13 protein-coding genes are annotated in these 16,974 nt (G+C 43.5%); 6 read left to right on the top strand and 7 right to left on the bottom strand.

Features of this window, described 5'->3' with window-relative positions:
• Positions 1-189 precede the first annotated feature (189 nt).
• Positions 190-2,493: an FdhF/YdeP family oxidoreductase gene (locus AC13DA_RS11620; protein ID WP_284451889.1), complete on the top strand. Its 2,304-nt coding sequence runs from the start codon at positions 190-192 to the stop codon at positions 2,491-2,493.
• Between the two features lie 205 nt (positions 2,494-2,698).
• Positions 2,699-3,394, top strand: coding sequence for a hypothetical protein (locus tag AC13DA_RS11615; protein WP_284451888.1), 696 nt, complete (start codon positions 2,699-2,701; stop codon positions 3,392-3,394).
• A 62-nt stretch (positions 3,395-3,456) separates the two neighbouring features.
• Here AC13DA_RS11615 and AC13DA_RS11610 read toward each other — a convergent pair whose 3' ends face one another.
• The 7 genes from AC13DA_RS11610 to AC13DA_RS11580 form a co-directional block, all read right to left on the bottom strand.
• On the bottom strand, positions 3,457-3,990 hold the full coding sequence (locus tag AC13DA_RS11610; protein ID WP_284451887.1) for an REP-associated tyrosine transposase: 534 nt from the start codon (positions 3,988-3,990) through the stop codon (positions 3,457-3,459).
• Between the two features lie 153 nt (positions 3,991-4,143).
• The gene (locus AC13DA_RS11605; RefSeq protein WP_284451886.1) at positions 4,144-5,322 is read right to left on the bottom strand and encodes a Swt1 family HEPN domain-containing protein; all 1,179 of its coding nucleotides are present in this window, start codon (positions 5,320-5,322) and stop codon (positions 4,144-4,146) included.
• 117 nt (positions 5,323-5,439) lie between these two features.
• Positions 5,440-6,606, bottom strand: a complete 1,167-nt coding sequence (locus tag AC13DA_RS11600; RefSeq protein WP_284451885.1) for a ribonucleotide-diphosphate reductase subunit beta — start codon at positions 6,604-6,606, stop codon at positions 5,440-5,442.
• Positions 6,606-9,509: a ribonucleoside-diphosphate reductase subunit alpha gene (locus AC13DA_RS11595; RefSeq protein ID WP_040576223.1), complete on the bottom strand. Its 2,904-nt coding sequence runs from the start codon at positions 9,507-9,509 to the stop codon at positions 6,606-6,608. Before AC13DA_RS11595 ends, AC13DA_RS11600 begins: the two co-directional genes overlap by 1 nt.
• Positions 9,510-9,860: 351 nt before the next feature.
• Positions 9,861-10,388, bottom strand: coding sequence for a hypothetical protein (locus AC13DA_RS11590; RefSeq protein WP_284451884.1), 528 nt, complete (start codon positions 10,386-10,388; stop codon positions 9,861-9,863).
• 87 nt (positions 10,389-10,475) lie between these two features.
• On the bottom strand, positions 10,476-12,623 hold the full coding sequence (locus tag AC13DA_RS11585) for a methyl-accepting chemotaxis protein (protein WP_482945952.1): 2,148 nt from the start codon (positions 12,621-12,623) through the stop codon (positions 10,476-10,478).
• Positions 12,624-12,813: 190 nt separating this feature from the next.
• The gene (locus tag AC13DA_RS11580) at positions 12,814-13,281 is read right to left on the bottom strand and encodes a peroxiredoxin (protein WP_007145179.1); all 468 of its coding nucleotides are present in this window, start codon (positions 13,279-13,281) and stop codon (positions 12,814-12,816) included.
• A gap of 119 nt (positions 13,282-13,400) precedes the next feature.
• Here AC13DA_RS11580 and dapA point away from each other — a divergent pair, with 119 nt between their 5' ends.
• From dapA to purC, 4 genes are read left to right on the top strand one after another with little or no spacing between them, the layout of a single operon-like run.
• Positions 13,401-14,279 (top strand): 4-hydroxy-tetrahydrodipicolinate synthase, encoded by an 879-nt coding sequence (dapA, locus tag AC13DA_RS11575; RefSeq protein WP_007145178.1) that lies wholly within the window; start codon positions 13,401-13,403, stop codon positions 14,277-14,279.
• A 24-nt stretch (positions 14,280-14,303) separates the two neighbouring features.
• Positions 14,304-15,335 carry an outer membrane protein assembly factor BamC gene (gene bamC / locus AC13DA_RS11570; protein WP_284450782.1) on the top strand — a complete coding sequence of 344 codons (1,032 nt, stop codon included), beginning with the start codon at positions 14,304-14,306 and terminating at the stop codon, positions 15,333-15,335.
• Positions 15,335-16,102, top strand: coding sequence for an MBL fold metallo-hydrolase (locus tag AC13DA_RS11565; RefSeq protein ID WP_284450783.1), 768 nt, complete (start codon positions 15,335-15,337; stop codon positions 16,100-16,102). The genes bamC and AC13DA_RS11565 overlap by 1 nt, the downstream gene beginning before the upstream one ends.
• A gap of 10 nt (positions 16,103-16,112) precedes the next feature.
• Positions 16,113-16,823, top strand: a complete 711-nt coding sequence (purC, locus tag AC13DA_RS11560) for a phosphoribosylaminoimidazolesuccinocarboxamide synthase (protein WP_273182901.1) — start codon at positions 16,113-16,115, stop codon at positions 16,821-16,823.
• The last annotated feature ends 151 nt before the right edge of the window (positions 16,824-16,974 follow it).

The following is a 16,974-nucleotide window of genomic DNA, read 5'->3' as shown; positions in this document are numbered from 1 at the left end:
ACTTTGGGCAACAGCCTGAGCTAGACGCCTTTACATCCATTGGAACTATTAACTTACAAAATAACCAAACTAATTATCCGATGATGGAAGCACGATTTTCTGGAGCCTGATGATTAGGCTTTCTACACTCGAAATCGGCTTCCAGCTTGCTGAATATTATTCTGATGGCGAAACAGCTTAGGAGAAAGCATGGCAAACTCGAGCACTAAAAACGATCATTCCCCTACAGAACAGGACCCCAATACAAGCTATAACAAAGGCCCAGCAGGTGGGTGGGGATCGCTGCGCGGTGTATCTAGAATCTTCGGTGAGGTCCATGGTTCTACCGTCGCAGCGAAAATTCTTTCCAGGCTTAATAAGCCCGGTGGGGTGATGTGCAGTTCATGTGCCTGGGCCAAACCTGCCAATCCCTCACGGTTCGAGTTTTGTGAAAATGGTGCCAAAGCAACCTTATGGGAGTTGGATGAGAAAAAGGCGGATGCTAACTTCTTTGAGCAATATAGCGTTACTGAATTAAAAACCTGGCACGACCATGATCTGGAAAAAGCGGGCAGATTATCCGAACCGCTTCGCTATGATGCGAAACGCGACCGCTATGTGCCGGTCAGTTGGGATGAGGCAATACAGGATATTGGTGAAAAGCTTGCTGCGATGAACCCGAAGCAAGCCGTTTTTTATGCTAGTGGCCATGCCGGCTTGGAAGCGTCCTATCTTTATGCCCTTTTTGCGCGGGCAATGGGGCATCAGAATCTGCCACAGTCATCCAATATGTGTCACGAAACGACCAGTGTGAACCTCAAGACCTTTGTCGGTACACCCGTTGGCACCTGTACACTGGAAGACTTCGAACATTGCGATGCCATTTTCTTTTTCGGACAGAATACCGGCACCAACTCTCCACGCTTTATGCATATCCTCAAAGATGCTGTTGAACGTGGCTGCAAAATTGTGACTTTCAACCCTGTACGTGAACGGGGGCTGATTGAATTCATTGAGCCACAGAATATCATGCAGATGATCACCAATAACCCCACCGAGATCTCCAACAAATATTATCAAGTGAAACCTGGCGGTGATATTGCCGTTATCGCAGGCATGATGAAATATGTGCTGGCACGTGAAGAAGCTGCTCCTGGCACCATACTGGATCAAGATTTTATTGCTGCGGAGACAACAGGTTTTGACGAAACCGTAGAAAAGGTCAACGCATTTGATTGGTCAGATATCGAAGCACAATCTGGTTTAACTCGTACCATGATTGAAGAAGCAGCCGAGATATATTGTCAGGCAAAAAAGGTTATCGGTATCTATGGTATGGGACTGACGCAGCATGTTGATGGCTGGCTCAATCTGGGGATGTTCTGCAACTTACTGCTGATGCGGGGCAATATAGGTCGTCTTGGTGCAGGTATTTCGCCTGTGCGTGGCCACTCAAATGTGCAAGGACAGCGGACCGTCGGTATAGGCGAAAAATCTGCACATATGCCAGCTGACAAATTACATCAGTTATTTGGTATAAATGCCCCGACGGAAGACGGTCAGAATATTGTTCAAGCGAGTGAAGGTGTATTAAATGGCGACATCAAGGCCATGCTTTCACTGGGTGGAAACCTGTTACGGGCTCTGCCTGATCGTGAGCGTTTGGAAAAGGGCTGGTCAAATCTGGATCTGACGGTACATATCGCCACCAAGCCCAATCGATCACATCTTATACCGGGTAAAGTCAGTTATATTCTGCCTTGTCTGGGTCGTACCGATATTGATCAGCAGCAAAGTGGGCCACAAGCTGTTTCTATGGAAGACACGTTCAGTCATATTTATGCCTCGATTGGCGCGGCAGAGCCACCCAGTGATCAAGTCCGTTCCGAGACAGCGATTGTGGCAGGTATCGCGAAGGCGACATTACCTTCCAACCCTAAACTCCGCTGGGATGAATGGGGTGCCAACTACGATCTGATTCGTGATCTCATTGCTGAGACCTTCCCTGATGATTTTAGTGACTTCAACAACAGAATGATGCAGCCCGGTGGCTTCTATCGTGGCAACCCAGCCCGTGAAAGAAAATGGAAAACGGAAAGCGGTAAAGCACAATTTACCCCACCAACAACACTTACCTCACTGGGACAGCATCCCTGCGGTGAGAATGGATTTACCCTAATTACATTGCGTTCCAACGATCAATTCAACACCACCATTTACGGCTTTTCTGATCGGCTGCGTGGATTGGCAGGCAGTCGCGAAATCGTATTGATCAATCGCGAAGAAATGGCTCGACTTGGCTTGCAGGAAGGGCAAATAGTCAGCCTGTATACTCAGGTAGAAGATGGCAATTTGCGTCAGGTCGATGGGCTAAAAGTCACGGCCTATGATCTGCCTGATGGCACAGTAGCTGGCTATTATCCTGAACTCAATCCTCTGATTCCATTGTCCTATCACGAAAAAAATTCTCTTACCCCTGCATACAAAGGTGTACCTGTGGAAATCAGGCAATGAGTTCTCTAGGTTGGGTAGAGCGATAGCGAAACCCAATTTTTTGAAGTTTTAAGCGGTGTTTTGTTGGGGTTCATGCTTCAACCCAACCTACAGACTTTAAATTGTGGGTTGATAGATATGCAAAACGCGTTGTGTTTATTATTCTTAGTTTTCTCTATGTTGATGAATAGATAAAAGCGAGTTGAGCTAAACAGGGACGTGTTGTATGGAAAAGTTTGAGCGGTTATTAAAATTAGCAGCATCGGCTGTGGCACTCGTTGTGCCATGTATCTTGTTATCTGGCTTTAGTTACCATATCGGTCATATTTATAAGTTTGGGTTAAGTCACGAACTTCTTAATAAAGACATGTCTGATGTCTTGGTAGAAAGCTGGTATATCGGCGTATTAGCGATTGGTTGGTTACTTTCTAAATGGCCATATTTTCTTGGCTTCTTTATATTGCTCGTTATTATTGGTTTAGCTACTTTTTTTATTGCAAGGCATGCAAAAGAAAATGGTAAAGATTGGTTCTTTCAAGAGCTAAGCAAAGAAAACCAAGGTAGAAAAATATTAGGTATTACTCAATGGCATTGGTGCAAATTAGGTGAAATGCATGTTGAGCTTTCATCTCGGTTTTATTATCCGCTGGTCATTCTTTGTTTTATTGGGTTATTGACTGTCTTTCCTTATCAAAGAGGCCAGTATGATGCCGAAAAACAAATGAAAATATTTGCAGAATCAGGCTGCCAGACTGAAGAAAAAGTTGGCCGTTGCACGTATTTGATCGATACCACCAAGAATAATCAAATGATTGCCAAGGGAATTCTTATCTCTGCTAATGATAAGAAAGTTGCTCTGTACAACAACAAGATAGAAGTCTGGCCGTTAGTAGATAGCTATCTGATTCAAAAAGGTAAATAACGCATTCCGTAGGTTGGGTAGAGCGGTAGCGAAACCCAACATGTCTAGGACGGGATAAAAACTCAAGTTCTCTCACCAAAAGCTTTCATACCAATCTTCTCATCATATCCCCAGTGTTTATCAATCATGCCGTTACGAATAAATTTATGAATGCTGGAGTGAGGCCAATCAATGGCTTTATCGACATAGCCATGTTTGACGGGATTGTAGTGAATATAATCCACATGGTTCATATAATCTTTTTCATCGCGAATTAAGTGTTCCCAATATCGACGTTGCCAGATACCGCGTTCATTTTTCGAGTGACGAGTTTTGTTGATATGTTCATCCTTGGGCAAGCCTCTCGAAAATGTCGATTTGATTAATCGCCAACGTATCGAAAAGTCATAATCAGTTTCAGGTAATGTCCAGATAGTATGTAAATGTTCGGGCAAGATAACAATGGCATCGATGTTAAATGGATGAGCTTGTTTAACGTGTTGGAAAGATCGTTTTAACAGATCGATATTATCCGTCAATAACGTTTTACGACGTTCCAATAAATTGACCGTAAAGAAAAATGTACCACCGGGCACAAAGGCTCGTCGATATTGCATTGTTCACTATCCATGTGAAACAAAAAATAACCATTATTGTAGGTTGGGGAGAGTGATAACGAAACCCAACATTGTGATGTTTTGAGAGGTGTTTTGTTATTTGAGGTGTTTGTTGGGTTTCATGCTTCAACCCAACCTACGGGCTTAGTCATTTCAAAAAGGAATTTCGTAGTCAGAGATTGAATCAGGCATCCAAGGGTATTGGTTAGAACCTGAAATAAAATCAGTCTCATAATGTGCACGTGTGCCCCAATACTCAACCTCGCTTGTGTTAACAAGGGGAGTAGTCATAGAGTTTAAGGACACAGACCAATAACTAGAGCCATCATCTCTAGTTCTAATACTGGCATTTGCACTTTTAGTTTCGATTAGTTTCCCACGAGCTAAATTATCTTGTTTCAGCAAATCTGTCTCTTCATCTACAATCTGCACAATTTCTTTTAAGGCCTTCACTATATTTTGTAAGTTATCACTTAAGCAGTTTTTGGCGAATACTAGACTAATTTCTTTGACACTATTGAGATCAAAGTTTGGATGTTGGCCACCCCACAGATGACCTTCTGATAGATAGATACATTTGTCTTTTAAAATCGGAAACTCTGAGAATAGTTGATCGGTTCGAAAATTACCTGCTTTGTATGAGTAGTAATTTTCACCAAATTTTTTCTTCTCTAGAGTTGGAATTGTGTGAATGATACTGACTCTTACCCATTCTTCATCTTCGCTGTGAAAAATGGATATCTTTAGACTCTCACTACCAATAGGCTTAATTTCTTTGTACCAGTCGTCATTACTATTCGATGGAACGATAGTAGTTATTGCAGTCAATTGAATTAAACACTTTTCGATTTCAAGGAGGACATGTTTTGTGTTTTGTTTGATTAAATCAATATCATCTTCTTTTATCGGTCTAAAGTGGGCGAGAGAGTTTCTCACCATTCCTATTTCTTGAAGTTTAGTCGAAACAATAGATCTACTAGCTTTAAAGAATGGGGAGAAGTACTTCCAATACGCATCAGATATTATGATGTCAATTAACTCTCCGCTATTGAGGTACAACATTGGCGAAGACAATTCGTATCCTAAATATGCATGCTCTTTGGCTTTGGCTATTCTGGACTTTGTTTCACTTTTGATAGAGCCGCCAGATGAGATAGCCGTTTCTGACCATTTTTCATTGAACTCCTTTTTTAAGATGACATATACGAATACACGAAGCGCATTTTCAAACCTGAATAGAACATTAAGCGCCTCATAGTAGTATAGGTGTAGCCATCTTTCTGGAATTTGTACCAGATGAGTGTCTTGCTTCGTTGCTTTTTTCCATTCCATAAGTTTTAGTACCTAGCCTGACATGAGTGGCATGTATCCTCAGGTATACACAAATCCATTTGTTCATTAAATATTATAAAAAAGCCGACATAAAAGTCGGCTTTTTTTATTAAATAATCAGTCCCATTTGAGGCCACCGCCTGTTTGGTATTCTGTTACTTTTGTCTCAAAAAAGTTCTTTTCTTTCCGCATATTGGCTTGTTCATCAAGCCAGGGCAGGGTGGCTTCGGCACCGGGGAAGGGTTCTTCAAAGCCTAGTTGTTTCGCACGACGGTTGGCTGTGTAACGGAACTGGCCGTGATGCACTTCTTTTGAGTAACCTAAAATTGGGTCACGCAGAATGTAGCCTGCATAGGTTTCTTCTGCAGCATCGGCTTCTTCAAACATCTGTTGGACTTTTTTCGGGTCCAGCGTGATGTTTTCTTCTTTCATGATTTGCTTGCAGACGCGAATACCGAAAGATGCGTGCATGACCTCGTCACGCATGATGTATTGCAGCTGTTCGGCGGTGCCTTTCATCAAACCACGACGTTGCAGAGCAAAGATTGGGCTGAAGCCGTTGTAGAACCATGAACCTTCGAAGATGCCAGCGAAGAACGCATAGGACATGACAAAGTTTTCGAGTTCATCACGGTCATGCAGATCAATATCACTACGCATGACCGTGTTTAAACGGTCATTGGCCAGTTTAATTTTTTGGTAAATCTCTGGTACAACACGGTAGCGGTTGTAGATTTCTGACTGATCTAGACCAATAGTTTCGATACAGTGCTGGTATGTCCATGTGTGCAATGCTTCTTCATACACTTGGCGAGCCTGATAGATTTGCAGTTCAGGCGCGGTCATTTTTTCCATTACGGCCAGACCGATATTACGCATCGCCAGGATGTCTGAGGTGGTCAGGTATGAGAGCACGTTTTCATAGACATGGCGTTCTTCCAGCGTCAGTTTATGACGGTAGTCATGAACGTCTTGCGCCATGTTGATATCCAGCGGTGTCCAGTGATTCTTGTTGGCATTCAGGAAGTAGTTCCATGCCCAAGGGTATTTGAACGGGGCTAACTGGTTAATATCGGCTTCACCATTGATAACACGTTTGTCGTCAGCATTGACGGGTTTGGCGTTCATTAATGGCATTTTTTTGATCTCAGCAGAAGCCGGGGCTTCGCTGAGATCGTTAGCGGCTGGAGCAGCAGGCTGTGCTGCTGCTTTTTCTTCGCTTTGTTTTTTTGCTTCCGCAGTACCGGCTATCGGTGCTGAGAATGGATCATCCCAATTCAACATTACTGACATGCCTCACAATCTGGTTCTAAAATTGAACACGCTTTTGGCGCTTCCATACCTTCACCTAGAACTAAATCGTCTATGCTTGATGACGAGCTGGCAACCGGCGCTGGCGTGCTCGCGGCAGCAACAGGTTTAGGCTTGCTTGGTGCAGGCGCTTCTGTTGCTGTAGTCGGTGCTGTGCTGGTTTTCTCTGCACCTGTTGCCCCCATAGAGCGGAGGTAATAGGTGGTTTTCAAGCCACGTACCCAAGCCAGTTTATAGAGGTTGTCCATCTTCTTACCTGATGGTTCAGCCATATATAAGTTAAGGCTTTGAGCTTGATCCAGCCATTTTTGGCGGCGTGATGCGGCTTCAATTAACCAGCGTGCATCCATTTCAAATGCCGTGGTGTAGAGTGATTTCAACTCGGCTGGAATACGGTCGATACCTTGCAGGCTACCGTCGAAGTATTTCAGATCGTTAATCATCACATCATCCCACAGGTTACGTGCTTTCAGATCTTCAACCATGTATGGGTTGATAACCGTGAACTCACCTGACAGGTTCGATTTCACGAACAGGTTCTGATAGGTCGGTTCAATCGATTGGCTGACACCACAGATGTTTGAAATCGTCGCTGTTGGGGCAATCGCCATGGTGTTTGAGTTACGCATGCCTTGACGTTTGATCTTGTCACGCAGCATGTCCCAGTCCATGGTTTTGCTTTCGTCTTGTTGCAGATATTCGCCACGTGCTTCTTTCAATAATTTGATTGAATCGATGGGCAGAATACCTTTGCTCCACAAGCTACCTTCGTAGGTTTGGTATTTACCACGTTCTGCAGCCAAATCAGAAGAAGCTTCAATCGCGTAGTAGCTGATCGCTTCCATTGATTCATCAGCAAATTGAACGGCTTCATCAGAGCTATAAGGAATACGCAGTTTGTACAGTGCATCCTGGAAGCCCATCAGACCTAAACCAACAGGGCGGTGTTGTAAGTTTGAGTGACGTGCTTGCGGTACGCTGTAGTAGTTGTACTCAATAACGTTATCTAACATACGCATCGCGGTACGAACGGTTTTTTGCAGTTTTTCTTTGTCCAGCTTACCGTTTTCATCAATATGTTTCACCATATTGACACTGCCTAAGTTACAGACAGCGATTTCTTTATCTGATGTGTTGAGGGTGATTTCTGTACACAGGTTTGAGCTGTGAACGACACCAACATGCTGCTGTGGGCTACGCAGGTTACATGGATCTTTAAAAGTAATCCAAGGGTGACCTGTTTCGAACAGCATACCTAACATTTTGCGCCATAAGTCTGTGGCAGGCAGTTGTTTGAAGTTACGAATATCGCCACGGGCGGCTTTTTCTTCGTAGGCTTCATAGGCTCTTTCAAAATCAAGACCGGTTAAGTCATGTAAGTCTTCGACTTCTTCTGGTGAGAACAGGGTCCATTGACCTTCTTCAGCCACACGTTTCATGAATAAGTCTGGAATCCAGTTAGCGGTATTCATGTCGTGTGTACGACGACGGTCGTCACCGGTGTTTTTACGTAAGTCTAAGAATTCTTCAACGTCGATGTGCCATGTTTCTAAATACGCACAAACAGCGCCTTTACGTTTACCACCTTGGTTAACGGCAACGGCAGTATCGTTAGCGACTTTCAGGAAAGGCACAACACCTTGTGATTTACCATTGGTGCCTTTGATATGAGCACCCAGACCACGAACACGGGTCCAGTCATTACCCAGTCCACCGGCGTATTTTGATAAAAGGGCGTTATCACGCATCGCGTTATAAATACCGCTCAGGTCATCCGGCACGGTTGTCAGGTAGCAAGAAGATAATTGTGGGCGCAGTGTGCCTGAGTTGAACAGGGTAGGCGTCGAGCTCATGAAGTCGAAGCTTGATAACAAGTTATAGAACTCGATAGCACGTTCTTCACGGTTTAATTCGTTGATAGCCAAGCCCATTGCCACACGCATATAGAAGGCTTGTGGTAATTCGAAGCGTGTACCATCAAAGTGAATGAAGTAACGGTCATACAGCGTTTGCAGACCCAGATAAGTGAACTCGAAGTCCAGTTCTGGTTTTAATGCATTACCCAGACGGTCTAAATCAAATAAGCCCAGTTCTGAGTCAATCAGTTCTTTTTCAATGGCTGTTGAGATATAAGTTTTGAAGTAGTCAGCGTACAAATCGCCCATTTCATTCTGAGAGGCTTGTTTAGGTGTTTTGTAGACAAAACTTAATGCTTCACGACGAATACCATCCATCAGCAGGCGAGCGGCCAGAGTGCTGTAGGCAGGATCTTTTTCGATAAAGGTACGCGCTGACATCACCAGTGCTTTTTCGACGTCGGCCTCTTTAACGCCGTCAAACAGGTTACGTTGGGTGTCACGTAAAATGGCATCACGGTTAACTTCTGCCAGACCTTCACATGCTTCGGTAATGAGGTTGTGTAAGCGATCGATGTCTAGCGGGTGACGACTGCCATCAGCTGCTATGACATGCAGGGGAGATTCATTGGCAGGCTGTGGATGTTTCTTTTCTTCTTCAGCACGTTTTTCTGCTTGTTTTTCACGATAAACAACGTAAGAGCGAGCAACTTTATATTCACCTTCACGCATTAAAGCTAATTCAACTTGATCTTGAATATCTTCAATGTGAACGGTGCCACCATCATCAATACGACGTAAAAGATTGTCAGTGACTTGTCTGGTCAGTTTTGCCACTGTGTCATGAATACGACGACTGTCTTTTGCTGAGTCACCTTCAACCGCTAAAAAAGCTTTGGTGATAGCGACAGCAATTTTGCTGCTATCAAATTCGGTGACTTTACCGTTTCGACGGATAACGCTGTATCCGCTTTCGGATTGTGATGAGGTATAAATGGGTTGTGCTGTTTCGCTCGCCATAATGAAAATCCCTGCAATAATGTTGAAATAATCAAAAAACACAAAACCACTAGAGGTTGTGGTTTCGAAATGATTGAACCACAAGATAGTGTGTTTTTGAAGGCTTGGCAAGTGGAGATTTTGCACATAATTTGTGCACTTTTTGTGGATAACTTACTGTGTGCTTAGAGCTAAGTCAGCGCCTATGCGGGATCACAGCTTTTGTAACTTTTTGGTGCCTGAAAAAACTTTTTTTATTACTGAAAAAAAGGCAGATTTTGTTGTGTCTGGTCCCAGGGGGACGGGCATCATACTGGTGCTGATTGTTTTGTTCAACCAGCACCAGAAGACTTTTCGCTAAGCACTTAAGAACTAGAATGTTTCTGTGACAGAGACGGCCGTCGGGTTCATGAGTTGATGTGCTTTCTTCAGATTTTTGCGACCATCGGTCTGCACAATGAGTGTCCATAAATTATGACGGCTTGCGGTCATGGTATCGTTGATTAGCGGATCATGATCCGGACGTAGCGACAGTAATCCGGCAAACAACAGTCCAACAAATGTACCCACTACGGCCAGTGCTATATAGGTATAGAGTGGACTCGACTGAGTCATCATTGGACCGGATACTACCATCGCACTGGCAATGACTAGCCCAACTAGCAAGCCAATACCACCAAAAATAAAATGAGAACGTGTAATAAAGCGTGCGATAGCTTTGGGTTCGGATTCAATTTTTTTACTGGTGTTACGGTCTTTTGGTTGTATTACTTCGATATCTTGCTGTTTGAAGTGACCAACATTGACGAGGGTTTGCTTGGCATCGATGGCTTTCTGTTCATCATCAAATACAGCAGCAAGTTTACTTGGTTTAGTTTCTTGGTTGATGTGCATGTCCATAGAGCAGTCTCCTTTTCTGGCTAAACACAGAGTAGGTGACAATAGGAATAAAGCAGATATCCCTATCTGCTTATATTTTCTGAAAATTTACTGAGTACTCACACTGAAAACGCCAACCAGTTGGCTGAGCTTTTGGGCAGTATTTTTTACCATAACAGAGCGATGCTGCAAGGCATCAATGGCTTGTGTCATCAAGCTTGCCGAGTGTCCAACGTCCCGTGCAGTGGCGCCGTGCAACTGACTATTCTGATCAAGTTGTTTAATGGTGGAGAACATTTGTTCAACTAACTGATGTAATTGTGTATTTTCAGAAGAGGCTTCTTCCGTTTTCTTCAGGCTGCGGTCCACATTTTCTACACCTGACTCCATAAATTTATACGCTTCCAGCGTTTCAGACTGAATAGTTTCAATCATTTGTTGAATCTCATCAGCCGATGTTGCTGTTCTTTGTGCTAGGTTACGGACTTCATCTGCCACCACTGAGAAACCTCTACCATGATCACCGGCTCTGGCAGCTTCAATAGCCGCATTTAGTGCGAGCAAATTGGTTTGATTAGTGATTTCAGTGATGACGCCAATAATATTGCCGATTTCTGCGGTACGATTATGTAGGGATTGAACTGCTTTAGCTGACGTTTCAACCACATCACGAATTTCCTGCGTACCACTTCGTACTGACTCATATTGCAACCTGGCCTCTTGAACAACTTCATCCATCGCTTGTTTCATTGCTTCTGCTGTGTTTGATGCATTGCCAATGTCACGGATTTGATCTTCCAGCAGCTGCAACATTCTTTCTATCGCACTAGCTACTTCATTAGAAACATGAAACGCTTCCCGGTTTGTTTCGAGCATAGCTTCATTCGTGTGGCGGACATTCGTACTGGTTTTGATGACTTGACCAACAATGCCATCCAGATTATCAATAAAGCTGTTTATCCAACGTCCCATATCACCCGTTTCGTCGTTAACAAATTTAGTGTTATCAAGTCGCTGTGCCAAGTTACCTTCACCCTCGGCAATCGTCTGAATAACGTGGGTCATTTGGTCAAGGCGGTTGGCCAGTGGATTGGTCGTCAATTTCTTATACATCATGGCTATCACAGCAATCATGACAATCGATAAAGCATTGACAGCCACCACGGGCAATTGGGTGAAAGCGTGTAATGCCATATTGGTGCCTAGCAGTAGTGACATTGACCAGACAAAGCCTTTCATTAAACTGACATTGACTGAACGTCGTCGGTAAACTTCCTCAAGATCACCTTCACACATCATGCCCCAACGATCTGGCGAACCTTTTAATTGGAAGGTGACACCTTTACCAATAACAGGGATGTGCCGGTAATCTGAGTAACCAGGATAGGTGACAAATAGGTTTTCGCCGTTGCGAATGGTTTCACGTACACCTGGATGAAGCTCGTTGGTTGCCGGATCAGTAAAGCGTATTTCAAACTCGGTATGGTGTTGAATTTTTACGACACCAAAAGCTGTATGAATACCGCTTTTCAGGTTTTCGCCATGTGAAAACGTATTATCTTCAAAACGAGAGCGGGAGAGGGCTATGCCCTGTTGCAAAGTAGGATCGAACCGCGATTCGACCATAAAAATATAGTTGTCACCTGATTCGGTATAGATATGACCTGCTTCACGCTGGATAAGATCACCTAACACATCATTTGGCACACGGCCACATATGGCTCCGACGCTCTCACCTTCCACAATCAATGGTTGGTAGAACATCAGTGTAACTTCATCATGGAACTTAGAGCTTGAAGGACCAATTTCTAGGGTTAATTTGTCGACATAAGGGCCGTGAAGAAACGGTGCGGATAGTCCATGCTGCACCGCTTTACTCGATAGGTCTGCTTTATTGACGTGCGAGCTGTACGTTGAGTGAGTGACCTTGCCAGAGGTATCGATGATAAATAATTCAGAGAAATCTGGCGCAGCCTTGAGCCGATCGTCCAACAGCGATGCTTGTAGCTCTGGATAAGAACCCGCTAGCTGTTCAGCTAAGAACGACATTTGATTCCATTGATTTTCTACCCATTGCTGAAGAATTTTTACTCGGGTAGCGGCGATTCCCTCAAATGTTTTTTCGACAGCGGCATAGTTGTGTCGATTAAGGCGACACGACCAGGACATGGCCAGTTTCCCTGTTGGTCCAAACCACGGTAGCCACGTTTTTTCTTTGTGGCTAAGATTCATGGAAGTACTTCGTAATTGACTCATTGTTACCCCTAACAGTGTTGTTTAACACTGCGAGAGGCAAAAAGCAGACCAATCGCCAAGACTATCTATTTTGGTATACCTACAAAGTGGTATTGACAAAAAGTGCACAAATTTAGTGCGGATGATAAAGATAGATGTTCCATTATGGGCACGGTCGTGGTTGTAACATGGCCAAGCCTGTATCCGGTATCTATAGGTCAAGTATTGCTTGTTTTACTTCATCTAAATGATCTTTGACCTTCACATTTCGCCACTCTTGTTGAAGTACACCATTTTCATCGATTAAAAACGTACTGCGGACAATGCCCAGATGTTCTTTCCCGTAGAGTTTTTTAAGTTTGATCACATCAAATAACTGGCAGGCTTCTTCATCAGCGTCAGACAGTAAGTCAAAAGGAAATGCCTGCTTAGTTTTGAAATTTTCATGCATACGAAGGCTGTCACGTGAAATACCAAAAATGACGGTATTATGCTCATTGAAAAAGTCGATATTATCGCGGAAGTTTTGACCTTCAAGTGTACAACCGGGCGTATTATCCTTTGGATAAAAATAGATCAAAACACGTTTACCTTTGAGCGCTGAAAGTTGGAATGTTTTATCGCCTGTGCTTGGCAGCGTAAAGTCTGGGACAGCTTCACCTAATCGTACTTGTGTCATCTTAGTCGTCCTGTTTGAAAAGATTTAGAAAGCAAAGTACCTTACACAATTCAGTCTGATCTTGTCATCAACAGGCAGGCAAAGTACCATGCCTGTTATTTTTTCGGAGTCATTTAAATATGTTTAGCGGCAGTATGGTAGCTCTTGTCACACCCATGCAGGCAGATGGTGCCTTGGATGTTGACAGCCTGCGAAAGCTGGTCGAGTTTCATATCAGCCAGGGCACAGATGCCATTGTCGCTGTCGGTACGACCGGTGAATCTGCAACCTTGAGCGTAGAAGAACACTGCGACGTGATTCGTCTGGTGGTAGAACAAGTTAATGGTCGTATTCCTGTTATTGCGGGTACAGGTGCTAACTCCACGTCAGAAGCTATCGAACTGACTCAATCTGCAAAAGATCTGGGTGTTGACGCTGTATTGCTGGTCGCACCTTATTACAATAAACCGACTCAGCAGGGGATGTATCTCCATTTCAAAGCTATTGCTGAAGCCGTCAACATTCCACAAATTCTCTATAACGTTCCAGGTCGCACAGCGTCTGATCTGTTACCAGAAACGGTCGGAAGGCTTTCTGAACTGTCCAATATCATCGGTATCAAAGAAGCCACTGGTGATGTATCTCGTGTTCAACAAATTAAACAATTATCACGAGAAGGATTTGAACTTTATACCGGTGAAGATGCCAATACTGTCGATTTTATTCTCGCAGGAGGTCAGGGTGTCATTTCTGTTACCGCAAATGTCGCACCGAAACTGATGCATGAAATGTGTCAGGCTGCTCTTGCTGGTGATGAGACGCTGGCACGCGAAATCAATTTAAAGTTAGTCGCACTACACCAGTTCTTATTTGTAGAATCAAACCCTATACCTGTTAAGTGGGCTTTGAACGAAATGAGACTTATTTCTAGTGGCATTCGTCTGCCAATGACGGTATTGTCTGAGAATTATCATCAATCTGTGCGTGATGCATTGAACACTGCCGGTGTTCTAAACTAAATTCAAGTGAGTGAACTGTATTAAATGAACGTAAAATTATTTAAACAAACATCGCTGGTTGTCATGATGACGACTGCTCTAACTGCTTGTGGCGCTTTTTCATCATTGGATGAGGTGGTTCCTGACAATACTCAGAAATACCGTAAAGCTGAAACCATGCCACCGCTTGATGTGCCGCCGGATTTAAGCACAAGCCGTATTAAAGATGATATTTCCGGTAATCAAACTAATACTGCAACTTACTCTGAATTTGAAGAAGCAGCGACAAATCCTCTGGCAGCTAAATACAACATTACACCGGATACAAAACCCGCACTGTCAGGTGAAGGTAAAGACCGACATCTCGTTGTGCCAGGTGAACGTGAAGTGACTTGGCAGCGCATCATTGATTTCTGGGCTACCAAAGACTTGGGCATTGCTCGCGCAGATGACCGCATTGGTTTGATGGATACAACGCCTGATGCAGATGGTTATGTGTATCGAATCCGAGTGGAACGAGGCGATACCTCTAAGATGGCGAAAGTCTATTTAGGTAACCCTGATGATGAGCAAGCGAATACTCAGAAAGATGAAGCCATGCTTCGTCAACTGGCTGATTATTTAGGTACGCTTTATCAACAGGATATGGAACAGTTTAAATTAGCTACGCCAGCACCACCACCAGAAGAAACAGCGCGTGTCTTACTGATGGATGATAGCAATGGTCAGCAAAGCTTACTGATTGAGCAGGATTTCCAAACTGTTTGGGGCCGAGTCGGACGTGTACTTGATAGCAAAGGTTTCTCTGTAGAAGATCGTGATCGTACTAAAGGACAATACTTTGTTCGTTACATTGATCCATTCAAGAAAGCCGAAGAAGATGATGAAGGCATGCTGAGTAAGCTGGCTTTCTGGCGTGATGATGTTGAGAAAAAACCAAACGAATACTACTACATTAAGTTGCTGTCTGATGCTGATCAAACACGTGTGATGGTATTAGATTCAAATGAAGTGCGAACTTCTGATGAATCTGCTAAACGTTTGTTAGATCTGATTCAGGAACAACTTGCACCGTAATGCGTTTTGCTTCCCTTGGAAGTGGTAGTCGAGGAAACGCTACACTGGTAACATCGGGAGAAACCACAGTCATGATTGACTGTGGTTTTTCTGCTCGTGAGGCTGAAAAACGCTTGCAGATGCTGGGGGTCGATCCTCATCACCTGTCAGCATTATTAGTGACGCATGAACATGCGGATCATATGGCGGGCATCCGGGTCATGGCACGTAAATATCGCCTACCAGTCTATACAACACCCGGCACTGCAGGCTGTTTACCTGAAGATGTTGCACCTCACATTAAAACATTTAATTGCCACGAAACCTTCAGCATCAAGGATTTGGAAGTTGAACCTTTCCCAGTTCCGCATGATGCAAGAGAGCCGAGTCAGTTTGTATTTGGTGATGGACAACACCGTTTAGGATTATTGACAGACGTGGGCTCAATTACACCTTTGATTGAGCAAATATTGTCTGGTTGTGATGGATTATTGTTAGAAGCTAATCACGATATGATGATGCTCGAGCAGGGGGAATACCCCGAACATCTTAAACGTCGAGTTGGTGGCAGGCTGGGTCATTTAAATAACGTGCAATCCGCCTCATTACTTGAGAAAATTGACACCACGAACTTGCAGCATATTATGGCAATGCATATTTCTGAAAAAAATAATTGTCCGTCACTTGTTGTGCCATTGCTCGCTGATGCACTGGCATGTGAACATGACTGGATTGGCATTGCAGACCAAGAGGCCGGTTTTGACTGGCGTGAAATAACTAACCGCTAAGAGATAGCTGATGCAAAAGAAACAAGAATTGTATTCTGGTAAAGCCAAAAGTGTTTTTGCTACGGATAATGAAGATTATGTCGTTCTGAGCTTTCGTGATGACACCTCGGCATTTGATGGTGAAAAAGTTGAACAGTTAAACCGCAAAGGCATGGTTAATAACAAATTCAATGCTTTCATCATGCAATATCTGGCAGATAAAGGTATTCCGACGCATTTTGAAGCGTTGCTGAACGACACCGAATCATTGGTTAAAAACATGAAAATGGTGCCTGTGGAATGTGTCGTACGTAATGTGGCTTCAGGTAGTCTGGTTCGTCGCCTTGGCGTCGAAGATGGACTTGAACTCAATCCACCGGTATTTGAATTTTTCCTGAAAAATGATGCATTACATGATCCGATGATTAACGAATATCACATCGAAACATTCGGATGGGCAAAAGCTGAAGATATAAGCAAAATGAAAGAGTTAACGTTTAAAGTTAATGAATATTTGCAGAAATTATTTGCTGATGCTGGGATGATCTTGGTCGACTATAAGCTGGAGTTCGGTTTGTTCAAAGGCGAGATTTATTTAGGTGATGAGTTTAGTCCAGATGGTTGCCGTCTGTGGGATGCAGAAACACGTAAAAAACTGGATAAAGATCGTTTCAGACAAGGTTTGGGTGGCGTAATCGAAGCCTATGAAGAAGTAGCACAGCGTATAGGCGTTAAATTATAGGTTCAAGTTATTAAGGCTCATTTCGTTAATTGCGAAATGAGCCTTTTTTTCACATACATACCTTGCTCTAACGGGTGAATAAAAGATTGCTCATATACACAATATGTATTGTGATTTATGATGTTTTTGCATTTCTAAAACTGGAGTTTTA

This window comes from Methylophaga sp. F-2 (assembly GCF_056859315.1).
Note: the sequence above shows the minus strand (reverse complement) of the source record. Positions and strands in the feature narration are given on the sequence as shown.

Excerpts from the sequence above, each read along its gene's own strand:
- AC13DA_RS11605 (WP_284451886.1), bottom strand. The coding sequence starts at position 5,322 with ATGGAATGGAAAAAAGCAACGAAGCAAGACACTCATCTGGTACAAATT.
- purC (WP_273182901.1), top strand. The coding sequence starts at position 16,113 with ATGCAAAAGAAACAAGAATTGTATTCTGGTAAAGCCAAAAGTGTTTTT.
- AC13DA_RS11585 (WP_482945952.1), bottom strand. The coding sequence starts at position 12,623 with ATGAGTCAATTACGAAGTACTTCCATGAATCTTAGCCACAAAGAAAAA.
- AC13DA_RS11615 (WP_284451888.1), top strand. The coding sequence starts at position 2,699 with ATGGAAAAGTTTGAGCGGTTATTAAAATTAGCAGCATCGGCTGTGGCA.
- dapA (WP_007145178.1), top strand. The coding sequence starts at position 13,401 with ATGTTTAGCGGCAGTATGGTAGCTCTTGTCACACCCATGCAGGCAGAT.
- AC13DA_RS11610 (WP_284451887.1), bottom strand. The coding sequence starts at position 3,990 with ATGCAATATCGACGAGCCTTTGTGCCCGGTGGTACATTTTTCTTTACG.
- AC13DA_RS11600 (WP_284451885.1), bottom strand. The coding sequence starts at position 6,606 with ATGTTGAATTGGGATGATCCATTCTCAGCACCGATAGCCGGTACTGCG.
- AC13DA_RS11565 (WP_284450783.1), top strand. The coding sequence starts at position 15,335 with ATGCGTTTTGCTTCCCTTGGAAGTGGTAGTCGAGGAAACGCTACACTG.
- AC13DA_RS11580 (WP_007145179.1), bottom strand. The coding sequence starts at position 13,281 with ATGACACAAGTACGATTAGGTGAAGCTGTCCCAGACTTTACGCTGCCA.
- bamC (WP_284450782.1), top strand. The coding sequence starts at position 14,304 with ATGAACGTAAAATTATTTAAACAAACATCGCTGGTTGTCATGATGACG.
- AC13DA_RS11620 (WP_284451889.1), top strand. The coding sequence starts at position 190 with ATGGCAAACTCGAGCACTAAAAACGATCATTCCCCTACAGAACAGGAC.
- AC13DA_RS11595 (WP_040576223.1), bottom strand. The coding sequence starts at position 9,509 with ATGGCGAGCGAAACAGCACAACCCATTTATACCTCATCACAATCCGAA.
- AC13DA_RS11590 (WP_284451884.1), bottom strand. The coding sequence starts at position 10,388 with ATGGACATGCACATCAACCAAGAAACTAAACCAAGTAAACTTGCTGCT.